At 37.8% G+C, this 16,367-nt stretch carries 15 protein-coding genes; 3 read left to right on the forward strand and 12 right to left on the reverse strand.

What is annotated here, in order from left to right; genetic code table 11:
• Positions 1-70: 70 nt before the first annotated feature.
• The 4 genes from ACTWPF_RS13400 to ACTWPF_RS13415 form a co-directional block, all read right to left on the reverse strand.
• The gene (locus tag ACTWPF_RS13400) at positions 71-1,003 is read right to left on the reverse strand and encodes a glycine betaine ABC transporter substrate-binding protein (RefSeq protein WP_443149412.1); all 933 of its coding nucleotides are present in this window, start codon (positions 1,001-1,003) and stop codon (positions 71-73) included.
• A 117-nt stretch (positions 1,004-1,120) separates the two neighbouring features.
• Positions 1,121-2,026, reverse strand: a complete 906-nt coding sequence (locus tag ACTWPF_RS13405) for a glycine betaine ABC transporter substrate-binding protein (RefSeq protein WP_161465187.1) — start codon at positions 2,024-2,026, stop codon at positions 1,121-1,123.
• A 227-nt stretch (positions 2,027-2,253) separates the two neighbouring features.
• Positions 2,254-3,105 carry an ABC transporter permease gene (locus tag ACTWPF_RS13410; protein WP_058951206.1) on the reverse strand — a complete coding sequence of 284 codons (852 nt, stop codon included), beginning with the start codon at positions 3,103-3,105 and terminating at the stop codon, positions 2,254-2,256.
• The gene (locus ACTWPF_RS13415; protein WP_443149413.1) at positions 3,095-4,297 is read right to left on the reverse strand and encodes a quaternary amine ABC transporter ATP-binding protein; all 1,203 of its coding nucleotides are present in this window, start codon (positions 4,295-4,297) and stop codon (positions 3,095-3,097) included. The genes ACTWPF_RS13410 and ACTWPF_RS13415 overlap by 11 nt, the downstream gene beginning before the upstream one ends.
• 347 nt (positions 4,298-4,644) lie before the next feature.
• Here ACTWPF_RS13415 and ACTWPF_RS13420 point away from each other — a divergent pair, with 347 nt between their 5' ends.
• Positions 4,645-5,130, forward strand: coding sequence for a GbsR/MarR family transcriptional regulator (locus tag ACTWPF_RS13420; RefSeq protein ID WP_443149414.1), 486 nt, complete (start codon positions 4,645-4,647; stop codon positions 5,128-5,130).
• 36 nt (positions 5,131-5,166) lie between these two features.
• Here the strand turns inward: ACTWPF_RS13420 and ACTWPF_RS13425 are convergent, their stop codons facing one another.
• Positions 5,167-5,532: a DUF1878 family protein gene (locus ACTWPF_RS13425; protein ID WP_238018600.1), complete on the reverse strand. Its 366-nt coding sequence runs from the start codon at positions 5,530-5,532 to the stop codon at positions 5,167-5,169.
• Positions 5,533-5,681: 149 nt separating this feature from the next.
• Between ACTWPF_RS13425 and ACTWPF_RS13430 the strand changes: the two genes are divergently transcribed.
• Positions 5,682-6,230 carry a DUF3267 domain-containing protein gene (locus ACTWPF_RS13430; protein WP_036574072.1) on the forward strand — a complete coding sequence of 183 codons (549 nt, stop codon included), beginning with the start codon at positions 5,682-5,684 and terminating at the stop codon, positions 6,228-6,230.
• A gap of 553 nt (positions 6,231-6,783) precedes the next feature.
• The gene (locus ACTWPF_RS13435; RefSeq protein ID WP_238018602.1) at positions 6,784-7,668 is read left to right on the forward strand and encodes a peptidylprolyl isomerase; all 885 of its coding nucleotides are present in this window, start codon (positions 6,784-6,786) and stop codon (positions 7,666-7,668) included.
• Between the two features lie 72 nt (positions 7,669-7,740).
• Here the strand turns inward: ACTWPF_RS13435 and ACTWPF_RS13440 are convergent, their stop codons facing one another.
• The 7 genes from ACTWPF_RS13440 to ACTWPF_RS13470 all read right to left on the reverse strand — a co-directional run bounded on the left by ACTWPF_RS13440 (position 7,741) and on the right by ACTWPF_RS13470 (position 16,278).
• On the reverse strand, positions 7,741-7,938 hold the full coding sequence (locus tag ACTWPF_RS13440; protein ID WP_051557696.1) for a sporulation YhaL family protein: 198 nt from the start codon (positions 7,936-7,938) through the stop codon (positions 7,741-7,743).
• Between the two features lie 71 nt (positions 7,939-8,009).
• Positions 8,010-8,957, reverse strand: a complete 948-nt coding sequence (gene yhaM, locus ACTWPF_RS13445) for a 3'-5' exoribonuclease YhaM (RefSeq protein WP_443149415.1) — start codon at positions 8,955-8,957, stop codon at positions 8,010-8,012.
• A gap of 145 nt (positions 8,958-9,102) precedes the next feature.
• Positions 9,103-9,654 (reverse strand): GbsR/MarR family transcriptional regulator, encoded by a 552-nt coding sequence (locus tag ACTWPF_RS13450; RefSeq protein WP_036574079.1) that lies wholly within the window; start codon positions 9,652-9,654, stop codon positions 9,103-9,105.
• Between the two features lie 53 nt (positions 9,655-9,707).
• Positions 9,708-12,668, reverse strand: a complete 2,961-nt coding sequence (locus ACTWPF_RS13455; protein WP_443149416.1) for an AAA family ATPase — start codon at positions 12,666-12,668, stop codon at positions 9,708-9,710.
• Between the two features lie 10 nt (positions 12,669-12,678).
• Complete coding sequence (locus tag ACTWPF_RS13460) at positions 12,679-13,902, reverse strand: metallophosphoesterase family protein (RefSeq protein WP_443149417.1); 1,224 nt, start codon at positions 13,900-13,902, stop codon at positions 12,679-12,681.
• A 233-nt stretch (positions 13,903-14,135) separates the two neighbouring features.
• Positions 14,136-15,386, reverse strand: coding sequence for an ABC transporter permease (locus ACTWPF_RS13465; protein WP_106896248.1), 1,251 nt, complete (start codon positions 15,384-15,386; stop codon positions 14,136-14,138).
• Complete coding sequence (locus tag ACTWPF_RS13470; RefSeq protein WP_106896247.1) at positions 15,379-16,278, reverse strand: ABC transporter ATP-binding protein; 900 nt, start codon at positions 16,276-16,278, stop codon at positions 15,379-15,381. The genes ACTWPF_RS13465 and ACTWPF_RS13470 overlap by 8 nt, the downstream gene beginning before the upstream one ends.
• Positions 16,279-16,367 lie beyond the last annotated feature (89 nt).

A 16,367-nucleotide genomic window follows, 5' to 3' on the forward strand; every position in this document is an offset into this window, starting at 1 on the left:
AACCAAGCGTGTTTTTTATGTTCTTATTGAAGTTAAATAAGATATGTCCCAACCATTAAAGTGGGAGATACTATTTAGCTTTTAGATCTTCAATAGAATTGATATCTTCCATGTATTCTGGAACGACAAGTCCAATTTTAGCCCCATCAAGGTTTGCGCCAAGATCTACAAAGTCATCCTTAAAATCCTTATAGAAATCAGCGTGAGTCTGTGGCATCCAAGCTGCCATTGTCGCGTCTCCATCTCCGTTTGCTACTGCCTCAAACATAACGGCCACGTCTACAGGAGTTATCGTTACTTCAAACCCTTTTCGCCTCAACACTTCTGCTACAACGTTTGCTGATGCGCGTTCGGAATCCCACGGTGTGGAAACAAGCTCAACGGAAACTCCATCAACGTCTTCAACGCCTTCTGTCCATTCTGCTACCTTATCCGGATTGTCCTCAACCCATTGCTTAGCAACCGTCGCTATATCTTCTCCAGAGTCAGAGGATTCGTACATGATACCCTCCATATCTTCAACTGTCCAATTAAACTGATCGATCAGTTTATAGGCATTCGGCTTGTCCTCTTCTAAGCCTTTTCGCGCGAGCGATTTGATTTGCTCCACTTCTCCATAAACCCCTTGTGGATCTTCAAGATATTTTAGGTTATCAAATTTTGTGAACATCCAATGCGGATTCCATCCAGTTACAACAATTGGTTCTTCATTGTTTATCGCTTTCTCCAACTCTGTAACCATTGCTGCTGTTGAAGATTGCTCAACCTGCCAGCCATCTAAGTTCTCATATTCTTCAATAGCTTTTTCTGTAGTAACTGAGATTCCAGCACCTGGTTCAATACCGGTAATTGTATAGTCTATCTCTTCCCCAATGTTCATAGAGCTATCAGAACTCTCTTCCACGTTTTCCTCACTATCGTTTCCCGATCCGCACGCAGCAAGAAATAAAACGAGTAAAATACCCATTATCAATGTTAATTGTTTTTTCGGATTTTTCAACATAAAATTAAAGCCGTCCCTTCTGTGTTGTATTTCTGAATGCTAAGATAACTATTATTTAAAACAAAAAGGCTGGCACATGCATGATGTACCAGCCCTTTTGTTACCTAATCGCTAGGTTTATTCTACACCATTCAACCATTCATCTACTTTGTCTTGGTTGTCTTCTACCCATGTAGCAGCAGCTTCTTCAGGAGAAGCGCCATTATAGATATCAAGCATTACAGACTCCATATCATCTGTAGTCCAGTTGAACTGGTCAAGAATCTTGTACGCATTTGGAAGCTCTTCTTCTAAGCCTTCACGTACCATTGTGTCAATGGTCTCTGCCTCACCAAATGAACCTTCTGGATCTTCAAGATATTTTAGATCATACTCTTGGAATTTCCAGTGTGGAGTCCATCCAGTTACAATAATATCTTCTTCCTTATCAATAGCATTCCCAAGCTCGGTAGCCATGGCACCACTAGATGACGTTTGAACTTCCCAGCCCTCGAGATTGTCATAATCTTCAAGAGCCTGTTCAGCAGCTCCTACAACACCTGCACCTGGTTCAATACCAGTAATTGTTTTATCAGCTTCTTGATCAAGGTCAGCAATAGAATTTACATCCATGTATTCTGGAACTACTAACCCAATTTTTGCGCCTTCAAGGTTTGTACCAAGCTCAACAACCTGGTCACCATATTCTTCAAATTGTCCTGCATGTGTTGCCGGTAACCATGCAGCTACCATTCCATCTGCTTCACCGTTTGCAACAGCTTCCCACATTACAGCATTATCAAGTGGTGTTAATGTTACATCATAGCCTTGGTCCTCCAATACCTTCCCGATAACATTTGTGGAAGCTACCTCAGAATCCCATTCTACGTATGCTAGTTCTACTTCTTTTCCATCACCTACAGATGCAGAACCTTCTTCTGATCCACCATCTGATGACTCATCATCTGAACCGCAACCAGCAGCAACCAATGATAATGAAAGACCTGTTACAAGGCCTAAACGTTTCCAGTTAAATTTAACCATAACTAAAATCTCCCCTTTTTTTATTAATGAAATATATATGGACTTTTCTTAAGAAAAGATACCAACAGTTTTAGTTGTTTATCCCGGAGCAACCGCCCGTATGACTCCCACATCAAAACATGAAGTGAAACAGTGATGTTCAAGTGGTGGTAAACGGACGCTAACATCCCGATTCGTTCAACTAACAATCAGTAGTGGAAGAAACCTCCACTGATTGAAGTTTCACTTTATTTCTTTTTGTTTAAATTCTGTGTAACACGGTCAATAATTATTGCAAGGATAACGATCCCTACACCAGCAACAAAGCCGTTACCAACGTTTGAACGTTGTAGTGCGGAAAGCACTTCCCTTCCTAATCCTGGAGCACCGATCATGGATGCAATAACAACCATGGATAGTGCAAGCATTACAGTCTGGTTAATTCCAGCCATAATTGTAGCTTTTGCCATTGGAAGTTCCACTTTAAATAGTTTTTGGGAGCCAGTGCTACCAAATGCCTCAGAAGCTTCCACTAACTCACTTGACACCTGACGAATACCTAGATTAGTAAATCTGACTGTTGGTGGCGTTGCGAAAATTAGTGATGCGAAGATCCCTGGTACCATCCCTATTCCAAAGAAGGCAACAGCTGGTATTAAATATACAAACGCAGGCATTGTCTGCATGAAATCCAAAATTGGTGTAATAATTGATTCTGCTGTTTTACTTTTTGACATGAGTATCCCAATCGGAACCCCAATTATGATAGATAATAGACTTGAAATCAGTACTAGTGTAAAAGTACTCATAAGGTGTTCCCATAAGCCCTGGTTATAAATGAACCACAGACCAACAATGGAGAATGCCGCAAGCCCAATCTTTTTGCCTGAAATAAAGAAAGCAAGTATTGCAACTAAAAGAATAATGATAACTGGTGGTACTGCTGTAAGTGACTCAGAAACAAAATCCATAAAGTTCCCAAAATGTTCTTTAATTGGCTCAAACAAGAACGAAAAAGTATCTGTTAAAATATCAGTAAACGTTTCTGTCCAATCCGCAACCGGAATTTCTGGAATGAAATCTAGCATATTATTTAACATCTTCTATGTTCACCTCGCCTTCCCCAGCAAGTGCAGCTATAACTGCGCCGCGCACAATGATTCCTACAAGTTTACCTTCCTCTACCACTGCGACTGGAATTGGAGAATCATGAATGATATCAAAGATTTCTTTTAGTGAGGTATCTCTATCTATTTTTGGTATATTATTTTTCAAGATTTCTTGCAGATTACCCACTTCTTTTTTACGAGCTTCTGAAGCGTCATCAGCAGTAATATACCCCTTTAGATTACGTTTGCTATCGGTTACGAACATGCTTGATAATCCTTCTTCACGCATGCGCTCCAATGCAACCCTAGGGCCATGTTTATCAATGTTAACTGTTTCTGGACGTTTCATAATGTTATGCGCCGTTAATACTTTAGAGCGATCAACATCCTCAACAAATTTTTCAACATAGTCATTAGCAGGATTAACTAAGATTTCTTCTGGCGTACCTATTTGTACGATAGAGCCATCTTTCATCAAGGCAATACGATCGCCTAGACGGAGAGCTTCATCCAGATCATGTGTAATAAATAGGATCGTTTTCTTCATTGTAGTTTGCAGATCAAGCAACTCATCCTGCATTTCTTTACGAATAAGTGGATCTAGCGCTGAAAATGCTTCATCCATAAGTAATACTTCTGGATCGTTAGCTAAAGCGCGGGCTAACCCAACACGTTGCTGCATACCACCGGATAATTGATTTGGCTTTTGGTGCATATAACCACCAAGTCCAACCATTTCCAATGCCTCTGTCGCTTTTTTCTGTCTTTCTTCTTTTGGAACGTCTTGAATTTCTAAACCGTATTCCGCATTTTCCAGAATTGTACGAAATGGGAAAAGGGCAAATTTCTGGAATACCATACTCAGTTTTTCACGACGTACTCTCCGTAAGGATTTTTTATCCATCCCAGCAAGATTCTCACCGTCGATATAAAGGCTCCCCTCTGTTGGTTCAATTAAACGATTAACTAAACGAACCAAGGTAGACTTACCACTACCAGATAACCCCATAATGACGAATATCTCACCGGCTTCTACGGAAAAGGAAGCGCGGTTAACCCCTACTGTATTTCCGGTTTCTTTTAATATTTGCTCTTTGGAAGCACCTTTATCCAACAGTTTTAATGCTTGTTTTGGATTCTTACCAAATACTTTTGATAACTGCTTTGCTTCAATTACTGGCAAATTATTCACCTCACCTTTAATCTAACTATTATTATTGGACCACTACTTTGTAACTATTGTTTGTCCGTGTACAGGCATTAGAAACCAGCCAGAAACCCAATCTGTTGATTTCCATGAAGCCGTACCGCGTTGGTCTACTCTAAATACTATATAGGTTTTTTTATTACAATACAAACTTTGAATTTCGTTAGTTTTGTACATTTTTTACGTACAGTTTAAACTGTACAGATTTAACAGTGCAATACCTTTAAATAACTTCCATTTACTTAAAAATGCTGGTAGATGTGCTGTTTTTAAATAAACTTTTTTTAGTGTACCCTTTATATATCATGACTTAGGAGGATTTTATGAAAGAACCTCAAAATGAAAATGTAACAAGTGAAATTATGATGGAATTCTCTAAAACACTCGAAATGTTTGATCTTACTCCATTAGAGGCGAGATTATTTGTCTATCTATATTTATATGAAGAACCATTTACATTAGATGAAATGAGCGAGGCGCTTGGAAAAAGCAAAACATCTATGAGCACTAATGTGAGAACGTTATCAGACTTAAACCTCGTAACAAGAGTCTGGAAAAAGGGAGTACGCAAAGATTTATATCAAGCAAACACCCAGTTGTTCAAATCGTTCATGAACTCCTATATAAATAAATGGATTGATGCTACGATTCACCAAAAGGATGCACTAGAGGAAACCAATAATTCTGTTGAAAGAGAATTAAGCAAAGGAGAGACACCAGAACTCCAGCAGATAAGTCAGAAGCTTCAGGACATCATTTTCTTCCATACACAGGTCGAGCTTCTGTTCAGGCAAATGAAACAGGATTAAAACCAACAATAGAAATAAAAAAATATAAACGAGGGATTAATAACTTCTCCCTCGTTTATATTTACGTTTGTCTTTTTCAATAATTTTTATAAATGCTGCCATTAAGGAAGGGTAATACCCTTCTTTTTTTAATGCATAAATTGTTGCGTCGGGATCAAGCTTTTCACTTAGCATTCCAGCAAATTCAATAAGAAGTGAACTGTAGTCAAGAAGGCCTTCCTCTTGTTGTACTTCATATTTTTCATTTAACCTGCTCAATAACTGGATTAATTCGTTATACTCTGAGTCTGTCACATTTTTCTCTAACACCATCTTTATCATAGGGAATTTATTAAGATCGATCACTTTAGAAAGCAGTTGCAAATGAAAGGCAGCATTGTCGTTATATTCCGTTCTTCCCAACCTCTCGAACCCCCTTTTCCAACACCGTTAAAGCTCCGCTGTAAATCTTTTATAAAAATGCACAAAAAACTATTGATTTTTCTCTCCAATCGTACTATTATTCATGAAGGATTAAAAGTCTCATCAAGAAGATACTGGAGGGATCAAAAATGAATTGCTGGAAATCCATTAACCTTACGAAAGAACTTGGGAATAATCGAATATATCTTTTGTCATTTTTGATCGGCTTGTTATCCTTCATATTTCTTTATGTGCCTATTACAATTGCCCAAGGTACAAATAAAGTTGACGAAGCAGGTTTTTTACCTTTTATATTGGCATTATTGTTATTACCTGCATTGCATTCACTAATGCATATCCTACCATTGATTATACTAAATAAGCGATTAAAAATTATATTTAAATTAAAAAATAAAAGATTACCTGTTTTTAACTATTATACGAAATTTCATCTGACAAAAAAAGTCTCACTCATAGTAGCAATTGCACCAACTATTTTAATTAGCATCCCAGGAATTATTGCGAGCTATTTGTTCATTGATTATTCCGTTTACATCTTAATGTTTACATCTGTGCATATCGGCATGTCATACCTTGATTTTCTTTATGTGAATCATATTGGAAAAGCCCCTAAAAGTTGTTTCATCGATAGTCGGAAAGACGGCTTTGACATACTGATAAAGGAAAAGCACCTTTAAGATCTGGATATTCCAGGTCTTTTTTTATAGATTCTTTTCTTGGCAAAAGGTTCTTTAATATATTAAAATGATACAATTCCATTCATAATCCTGTCTATAAGTTAGACAAGAACAATTCTTTATTAAAGGAAACACGGTAATATATCCCCATTTCTTTAGCAGCTAAGAGGATTGGTCTGTTCAGATTGATAATCTTTTGTTAAAGTTAAGAATAGGATAATTAGAAGAAAGTGTGTACTTTTACATTGTGAACTGGGAACGAGGAGGTCGATTATGCTTATCATGTATTTACTTTTCGCAGCTTTTGTCTTATTTATATTTAATTCTCTTACAGATAGATTCTGCAAGAAGATGGAAATGGAAATATTAAAACAAAGGAAGGTATTCCGGACAATTAACATTATGGTTCTTATCCTACTCGTATGCTCCTACCTTCGAGTGTTAAATGTCATGGCATAGCCTAACAATAGAACTATATTTTTTTTACATAAAATATGTTATATTAATCAATAGTAAAAACAAAACGCAAGAAAAAGATTAGGAGTGTTCATAATTGAAAAAATTAGCAATTGCTGCAACACTGACAGCAGGTATTTTGACTCTGTCTGCTTGTAACTCTGACGAAGCAGATTCAGAAGTGGTCGTAGAAACTGCTGCCGGGGATATTACAAAAGAAGATTTCTATCAAAAGCTTAAAGACACTTATGGCGAAGATGTACTTCGTGAGTTGGTTACTGTTGAAGTTTTGCAGGACAAGTATGATGTTACAGAAGAACAGGTAGACAGCGAAATCGAAAAAATGAAAGAAGAGTTAGGCGATCAATACGAAAACGCGGTTAAACAACAATTCGGAAGTGAAGATGCTTTCCGCGACGTAATTGAAATTAGCTTGTTACAAGAAGCTGCTGTATCAGAAGATATTAAAATAACTGATGAAGAGCTTCAAGAATTGTATGATCGTAAAAATACAGAAATTGATGCATCACACATCCTTGTCGCTGATGAGGAAACAGCAAATGAAGTAAAGGAAAAGTTAGACAATGGCGAAGATTTTGCTGATTTAGCAAAAGAATATTCTACTGATGAAGCATCAGCTGAAGAAGGCGGAGATCTCGGGTATTTCTCTGCAGGCGAGATGGTTGCTGAATTTGAAGATGCTGCATACAGCCTTGAAAAAGGAAAAATCAGTGATCCAGTTGCATCACAGCACGGATTCCATATTATCCGCGTAAATGACAAGCGCGAAAAAGAAGAAAGCATCGGTGAATTTGAAGATGTGAAAGATGATCTTCGTCGTGAACTTGTAACGCAAAAAATGGATCCAACCGCAGCACAAGAAAAAATCAATGGTTTGATTAAGGATGCGAAAGTAGATATTAAAGTTGATGGTTTGGAAGATATCTTTGAAGAGCCTGAACAAGAGGAAGCTCAAGGCTAAATTCAACGTTTCTATAAACAATATATCAAAAGAGGATGCTCATACGAATGGGCATCCTCTTTTGATTTCTATTTAATCTGATATGTGCTCTTTTTGCTGTTGTTTATTCACTCTTTCCGCTTCTAAACGGTCCATATATACCTTTCCCTCTTTTTCAATAAATTGTTGTTCCAGCCTTCTCTCTGCCAACATTGCGCGCATTGCCATATATCCACTCAAAAAGATTAGAATAACCAGCATAAAAACCCACCAAGGTACTCCTAGTATCATTATTCGGCCTCCTTGTCCATATTCTCTATCAGATATATATGTTCTAGAAGTTTAAATAATGACCGATATCTTTATTCTTCGAATGAGGGCTTGTAGAATGCTCGATTATCCATGGCAAACAACCGATCGGTAAATTCACCTGGTTTCACTTTATCCAACGCACGATTTAGCATATTCATCTTCGCATCCATTAAATCAATTAAGTGTAAAATCTCTGCCTCCCGTACTAAAGGCGGCTTTGGACTACCCCACTCTGCTTTACCATGGTGGGACAAAATTAAGTGTTGTAAGATGAGGGTCTCTTCTTCTCCCTCAATTTGTAATTCTCTTGCCATTAGACCGATTTCTTCTACCATTATCGGTATATGCCCGAGCAATTTCCCTTCAATGGTGTACGATGTTGTAACCATTCCTGACAATTCTCTTAACTTCCCTAGATCATGTAGAATAATGCCTGCATACAGCAAATCTTTATTTACTTCTGGATATAATTGATGTATTTGTCTTGCTATCCCCAACATGCTGACAATATGATGGGCCAGGCCAGACACATATTCATGATGATTCTTTGTTGCAGCTGGATATAAAAGTAAATTTTCCTGATACTTTTTAATAAATGCTCTGGTAATTCGTTGTAACGTAGGATTCTTCATCTCAAAGATGGCCTCGGTCAATTTATCCATAAGTATATCTTTACTCACCGGTGCTTTTTCAACAAAGTCTGATACATGTACGTCATCTGTCGGCTGCGCCGGCCTCACCGCGAGAATTTTTAATTGCGGTTTCCCTCGGAACTGATTTACTTCACCTGATACCTTAATAATTTTTTCCGGGATAAATAATGCTTCATCTTCCTTTGTAGCGTCCCATAACTTTGCTTCAATCTCTCCTGTGGCGTCTCTTAGGATCAGTGTAAGGAACGGTTTTCCTCCACTAGTCAATCCCTTTGAAGCTTCCTTAATAAGCATAAAACTGTCGATCGCTTCCCCTACACTTGCATAACCTATACCTTTATTCATTCTCTTCCCCCCGTATTATAAGAATAGCGCTTAGTGAACTAGTTTCTCCCCTCTAAACATCTGCGCATTTTTTATATATCTTACATTAAAAAAGAAGACTGACTTAAAACAGGCCAAAAGCCTTCATTATGTCAATCTCCAGCTGTTACTTATTATTTTTAGGAATATAATCAAATATTTTCCCAGATTCAATGACCTGAATAAACTTCATCAACCATTCATAATAATTCTGCGCATAACGCAATCGTTCAATATCGTCTTGAATCTTCTCTTTCAATTCAGCATCTTCCGTGCTTTGAATGATTTCTTCTAGTTCAGCAATTGCTTCATCTGCCTCTTCTATATTTGTTTCCGTGTGCTGTCTCCAACGGTTCCCGAAAAGGGAAGTGAACGATTTATACCAATCTTCTTCTGATTTATATAAATCCTTTCGAATACCTTTTTTAAACGTGGACTCAACCATTTTCATATCCGAGAGAGCCCGAACCCCTGTAGACATACTTGTCTTACTCATTTCAAGGGCATCGCGCATGTCATCCAAGGTCATTGGTTGATCAGCAAAGTAAAGCACACCGTATAAGCGGCCTACGGAAGATGTGATGCCATAAAGGTTCATATTTTTGGCAATCACCTGAATAAATTTCTCAATCGTTTCGTCATATTTATCCCAATCAGTTGTTATATTCTTCTCAGGCAATGGATGTCCCTCCACTTGCAATTATTAATCTGCAAATAGTTTATCATTATTTGTCAGTTTATGCGAACAGAATTTTTCAGTTGGATAATATTTTCTAATTCAAAATATTTTATAAAATCTTCATTACACGTAAAAAGTAAAATTTGTTGCTTGTTTGACAGAGCTTTAATAAGCTGAAACATTCGCTCTGTTCTTGTGGAATCAAAGTGCACAAACGCGTCATCTAAAATAAAGGGTAAGCGATGCTTTTCACTCATAATCTCACTAATCGCAAGTCGAAGGGAAATATATAGTTGGTCCTTTGTCCCTTGTGATAGTTCGTTAACTGTAAAACGAACATGGTCAGTTGTCTCAACCTGAAACACTTTCCCCTCCACGGGGGCATAAACGTTTTGATATTTTTCCCCTGTAAGCAATTGAAAATATTCATTCGTTTTTTCCATTACTCTGGCTAAATATTTATCCCTGTATTTTCGTTTTGTCTCTACAAGCATCTCTTTCGCTGTTTTAATGACTGCCCACTTTCGAACAGATTGTTGGAATTCTTCTTTCTCCATAGAAAAAACATGTAGAGCTTCTGAATACTCTCCAGAAGATTCTAATTGTGAGAGTTCTGCCTTTACATCAGCTATCAATTGACGCTGATTTTCTAAATCACTTTCTAGCATGGTAATACGCTGTTTTTCTCTATTAATATGTTCTACCATTTCTGTTTCATCTGAGGTAACAAGACTATTGTGTGTGTTTTCTTCATGTAAGAATGGTTGAAGCAATTGCTCTAGTCTAGATGAAGTCTCTTGCAATTGTTCTTTCTCAGCTAGGAGATTTGCGCGCTTATAAAATGCATTCTCTCCATCCACCTCTGCATACTGCAATAGTTCCATATGAGCTGCCTCATATATAGAAAGCTTTTTCTCTGCACTGTGAAGCTGCTCGGTTGTTTCTTTGTAAAGTTGCTGATAATGCAACTTTTGACTCTCATTCTTTTCGTTACCTTGTATCCACTCCTCGAGTAATGTTAACAGGTCTTCCTGTGTTTTATCTACTGTTCCCTTTATGAATGAACTTAAAAACACTTTTAGCTCTTGAGAGAATCTCTGCTGCTTACTCTCTAGTTGATTTAAGGTTTCTGTAAGACGATTTTCCTCCCGAGATTGTCGAATGAGATGTTTTAGATGATGGTAGACATCAGGCCAATAGATTACATTTATTCCTAACAGAAAAGAATATTGCTGCCTTTCGTTTTCTATTTTTTTATTCAGGAGAGTTTGTCTATTTTTTAGTTGTTCCCCTCTTTCTTGCCATCCGGCAAAGGTATGATCAAGAGACTTTAATTGTGCCTCTAATGTAGCAATTTCTGTAGAAACGTTTTCGTGCTTTAGTAGTTGCTGTTCAGCTTCTCTTTTTTCTACCATTGTTACTGAAGTATTTTCCTTTGCATTTGTAAATGCCTCGACTTCAGTTAGCGCATGCTTCCCTGACCACCACTGTAACACCCCAACAATGATAGAAACACCTGCAAACATGTAGTATGTGTAAGTTTCTACAATTGTGCCAATAACACCTAAGAGTATGGCTAATCCTAAAATGTAAAAAAACACAGCCTGGTAGGTTTTCTTCTTCTTTTGCTTCCACTTTTCCCATGTATTCTGATCTGACCTTAATTCACTATCAGAGAACGTTCCTGTGTTATTAGAATTTAATTCATGAATTTTACTTTTTAGTTCTTTAACACGTTCCTCTGAAAGGAGGTTCTCTTCAAGACTCTCAGCTTGGGACAAAAGACGTGTTCGATCTTTTTTCAGCTGATGGCTTTCTTCCACATGCTTTGACTGTTCAATAGCTAACGTATCCTGTTCTGTTTTCAATTGACTCCACGTTTTTTCTGTATGAAAAGGAAGGTTTATTTCATGTAGCAGTTCCTTATTCAAATCAATATGTAACTGATCCAATTCTTGTTCCACTTGGTTTTCAATCTGTTCTTTTTGCTTTTGAATATTGATAATCTCTTTTTTTTCTGCAAGGTATTCTTCTGCCTGTTTTCTTAGTTTGTAGGCATATTGAAGCTTCTCCCCATCTACCTCTTTAAAGTTTTCATTCAGTGAAGAAAGCGTCTCACCATACTTTTTTTGATTTTCCTGTAACAAAGCGTGTTCACTTTTTATTGGCAACAGTTTATCCTTCACCTGTTGCATGCGTTCCATTCCATTTTCGGGGAAAGGAACTTTTTCTGGGAACTGTTCTAATTGTTTCAGTACCGACGCATAGTTTTTCAAATCTGGAAGAGCTTGGAGCTTTCGTTCATTTAAGGTTAACGTAGCTTTATTCTTTTGCAGTCTTTGTTGCGTCTCTTCTATCGTATCGTAAAGTTTTAGGACCTTCTCCTTTTTCTCCCTATAAGTTGCCTCGTGTGCTTTTTCAGATTGCAAATGATTGGAACGGGCTTCAAGTTTGCTTAGCTGCTCGTTAATGAGTGGCTTTTTACCAGAAGGTTTATACAGTCTGTTAATTTGGCTCTCAAGGCTAGTCTCGAGCGAGTGGATAGCAGTAGAGCCCGTCAACCCAATTCCTAATAGAACTTCCCCCAGGTCTTCTTCTTTCATTTTTGGAAGGTTTGCTAGATCGCTTGCTGAGAAGGAAAAAATGGATCGATATGTTTGCTCTGTCATCCCCTTCAGTCTACTTCTTAACCAGGTTTCATCATATTCGGCCCCGTTTTCCGCATAACAAAGTGCTGCCCCATTACGCATTGTATCTAATCTTTCAATCGTGATCCTGCCTGTATCTGGATCGATCACCGTCAGCCTACCTCCCATTTTCCCGCTTGTTCTCGGTTTATAGAAGTTTCGCTGCTTTGGTGGGAGGCCAAAAAGCATAAATAGGATGAATGCTTGTAATGTTGACTTCCCAGATTCATTTTCACCATATATAACGACAGGACCTAATTTAGGGAATTCAATGGTCTTATCCACCCATGTTCCAAATCCATATATGGTTGCCTTTTCGATATACATTCTTCTCACCTCATTCATCCATTAAACCTTTTATCAAAATATGTTGAGCTTCATTTTTAATTTTTGCCACTTCTTCCTCTGAAAATGTTTCGACATATTTTCTTGCCTGTTTCTGTTTAAATAAATCCTTGAATAAAGGCTCGATGGACGCCTCATCTATTTGTCTGACTAACTCGCCTATGAAGTGGTCCCCTTCATATAAGAAAGGGTCAATCGTACTATAGTCAACTTCCGGACGATAACGGAATATGTGACACCAATGTAACTCTGATTGCATGGAAGCATTAGAGATTTCAATCACTTCCTCTAACAAACCTTCTTGATCCCATGCTGCTAATTTCTTTTGGTCTCCGACAATAGAAAGATCAACCATTTGTGGATGGTCTCTTATTATTTGACGGCAGGCTTTCTGGATCTCTTGTTCCAGCTGATGAATTTCGGAACAGGCAATAGCATTAACTGATAGCTTGGTATACTGGATTGCCTGAAGTGGGATAAACTGTGTTTTGCACGAGGATGCTGATAACTCAACAATATAGCAGCCTTTCTCACCTGTTTCTTTACGGTGCCTCCCTTGTATATTACCAGGGTATATAACAGGAGGAGATTCCTTCAATACTTGTCGCTGATGTATGTGCCCCAGTGCCCAGTAATGGAAATCCTTTTCCACCAGTTCACTTAGTTGGAAAGGCGCATACATGTCATGGTCTGTATTCGACTGTATACTGCCATGCAACATCGCGATATGAAAAGGAATTGTAGTGTCCGATATAATGTATTCACTAGCCTTACCTTCTGTAACTGCCCTATTTTCATAACTAAATCCATATATTTTTGCAGCCGACTGACCTTCCTTATAATGAACAAAAGATCTCACCTGTTCATCTGGAAAGATACATACATTATCTGGATAAGTAATCGGATGAATATTTCCTTTTATGTAATCATGATTGCCATAAGATAAATAAACCATAATATTTTGCGAAGCAAGTAACTCGAAAGCCTTCTTTAAGCGAATTTGTGCTTTTAAACTCTGTTTTTCATTATCAAATAAATCTCCGGTAATTAACACAAAATCAACTTGTTTTTCAATAGCTGTTTGCACAAGGTTATCAAGTGCAAGGAATGTGCTTTCTCTAATTGAATCAAGAACTGACTTTGGCGCATGTGCCAAACCGATAAACGGACTGTCTAAGTGCAGATCTGCTGCGTGAAGAAACCTAATGCTATTCATCTTTTCACCTCTTCTTCTATTTTAGCAAACCCCTAAACAGAATGCACGTTCTATTACCCATGCAAGAGGAGAGTATCCTTTAGAAATAAAGCTCTCGGGGATGTTCTCTCGTTCTCGGGCGGTGATGCTGACAAGATATGCTTCACATAAAAAAACGAGCGAATTCGAATTTCACTTTAAAATTCGAACCCACTCTCATATAACTTGAACGTGACTAGGTAGCTCTTACGTTGCTATTCTTTTTTCGATAAGGCCAGTGCCTTTTTAAAGTCTTTTAATGAACTTGATTTTCCATACATCAGAACGCCGCCTTTGTATACACGGGCTCCGATGATTGCTAGTAACGCGATCGTGCCTACAAGAATGCCAATAGATAGTGCGACTTCCCATATTGGAATATCGAGCATTCCCACTCTTAAGAACATGATCATTGGGGAGAAGAATGGGATAAACGACGTAATTTTGATTAATTCTGATTCAGGGGCATTTAGACCAAATATCGCAATAAAGAATGCAATCATGATTAAAAAGATCATTGGCATGATTAATTGGTGTACATCTTCTATTCGACTAACAAGCGAACCGAGCATTGCTGCTAATGTTGCGTAAAGCAAATAGCCTAGAACAAAAAATACAATTGCATAAATGTACACAGAGATGGACACATCACCTAACCCAAAGACCGAGAAAAATCCGCCAGTCATATTATCCTGGTTAGCTTGGATCATCGCGTACCCGACTCCAAGGAATAGGATGACCTGTGTTAACCCTAGAAGCGCAATACCAATTATTTTGGCAAACATATGCGTTACTGGGGGAGCACTAGACACAAGAATTTCCATGACGCGTGAAGATTTTTCTGTGGCGACATCTGTAGCGATCATATTTCCATAGGTAATGACAGCCATGTAAAGTAAAAATAACATAACATAAACTATCCCTCTTGCCTGACTCAGCTCTTCATCCGTTTTTGCCGACGTATCAAGCGCCTCGGTATTAAAGGTAACCGGTGCTGAAATTTCTGCGAGTGTCGACTGATCAACACCTTGTTGCTGTGTGGCATAAGCTACTTTTATTTGCTGCATTTGTTGCTGGATAAAGGTTTGATTACCCGAGTCAGAAATATTGTTTGCATAGTAATTCCCTTCAGGTAACCCGTTTTCATTTAAAGATAAAACGAGTAATGCTTGATACTCTTCATCCTGCACTGCATCTTTCGCAGCTTCCTCTGTTCCATCAAATAAAGATACATCTATTTCTTCATTTGCCGCCTGTATTCCCTGTTGCAGTGGTTCATAAAGTTCTCCTGACTCATCAATAACTGCAAACTGGTCATTCTCGCCGTCCGAAAATGCATCAATAATTGTTTGAAAGTTTGTAGCTGCTACAATGAATAAAAGTGTAATCAAGGTACTGATAATAAAAGATTTTGTTTTGATTCGACTCATATAGGTATGGGACATAATAATCCAGAATTTACTCATAAGAAGCACCAACCTTCTCAATAAATATATCATTCAGAGATGGCTCTTCTAATTCAAATTTGCGGATAAAGCCTTTTCCTTGAAGAGCAGAGAAGATTGTTTGAGAAACGTCTTCGTTTTCAATTTGAATTGTACAGCCATCCATGTATTTTTTGTAGCTGACAACACCAGGATGATCTTTTAGAAAAGCAAAATCCTCATCTCCACGGATTATGAGGTTTTTCCTACCAAAGGAGCGCTTAATATCCCTTAGAGAACCTTGAACAACTGGTTTCCCTTTATGTAAAATACATAGATGTTCACATAGTTCTTCCACATGTTCCATTCGATGTGATGAGAACACAATCGAGGTGCCTTTTTCTTTTAAATCAACTACAGCCTCTTTTAACATTTCAACATTGACTGGATCCAGTCCTGAAAAAGGCTCATCTAAGATTAATAATTTGGGCTTATGAATAATAGCAGAAATAAATTGGATTTTCTGTTGGTTTCCTTTGGAAAGCTCCTCTACTTTTTTATTCATGTACTCTGGAACCTTAAAACGTTCCAACCAGCTTTCCAGTTCTTTCACAACACCGCTTTTATTCATACCACGTAATTTCCCCAAATAAATAAGCTGTTCTTTAACTGTTAGCTTTGGATATAGCCCCCTTTCTTCGGGAAGATACCCAATAAGATGGCTTTTACCATAATTAATTCTTTCCCCATTCCAAGAGATTTCACCATCGGTCCGATCAAGCAAACCAAGGATCATTCGGAAGGTTGTTGTCTTACCTGCTCCATTTCCCCCTAAAAATCCAAACATTTCACTTTCCGGAATTTCTAAAGAAAGGTTATCCACAGCTTTATGACTGCCAAACTGTTTTGTTACATTTTTTAATACAAGTGTCACCTTTCATTCCCCCTCTACTAAGTAGTACGTATTTTCCACTGTTTTGTTTCAATGTTTTTTTGCAATAATCATAATGACAAATACATCGC

This window comes from Oceanobacillus sp. M65, from assembly GCF_052246275.1.
GTDB lineage: Bacteria > Bacillota > Bacilli > Bacillales > Amphibacillaceae > Oceanobacillus_B > Oceanobacillus_B jordanicus.

Excerpts from the sequence above, each read along its gene's own strand:
- ACTWPF_RS13410 (WP_058951206.1), bottom strand. The coding sequence starts at position 3,105 with ATGTTAAATAATATGCTAGATTTCATTCCAGAAATTCCGGTTGCGGAT.
- ACTWPF_RS13465 (WP_106896248.1), bottom strand. The coding sequence starts at position 15,386 with ATGAGTAAATTCTGGATTATTATGTCCCATACCTATATGAGTCGAATC.
- ACTWPF_RS13460 (WP_443149417.1), bottom strand. The coding sequence starts at position 13,902 with ATGAATAGCATTAGGTTTCTTCACGCAGCAGATCTGCACTTAGACAGT.
- yhaM (WP_443149415.1), bottom strand. The coding sequence starts at position 8,957 with ATGAATAAAGGTATAGGTTATGCAAGTGTAGGGGAAGCGATCGACAGT.
- ACTWPF_RS13405 (WP_161465187.1), bottom strand. The coding sequence starts at position 2,026 with ATGGTTAAATTTAACTGGAAACGTTTAGGCCTTGTAACAGGTCTTTCA.
- ACTWPF_RS13400 (WP_443149412.1), bottom strand. The coding sequence starts at position 1,003 with ATGTTGAAAAATCCGAAAAAACAATTAACATTGATAATGGGTATTTTA.
- ACTWPF_RS13430 (WP_036574072.1), top strand. The coding sequence starts at position 5,682 with ATGAATTGCTGGAAATCCATTAACCTTACGAAAGAACTTGGGAATAAT.
- ACTWPF_RS13455 (WP_443149416.1), bottom strand. The coding sequence starts at position 12,668 with ATGTATATCGAAAAGGCAACCATATATGGATTTGGAACATGGGTGGAT.
- ACTWPF_RS13440 (WP_051557696.1), bottom strand. The coding sequence starts at position 7,938 with ATGATACTAGGAGTACCTTGGTGGGTTTTTATGCTGGTTATTCTAATC.
- ACTWPF_RS13420 (WP_443149414.1), top strand. The coding sequence starts at position 4,645 with ATGAAAGAACCTCAAAATGAAAATGTAACAAGTGAAATTATGATGGAA.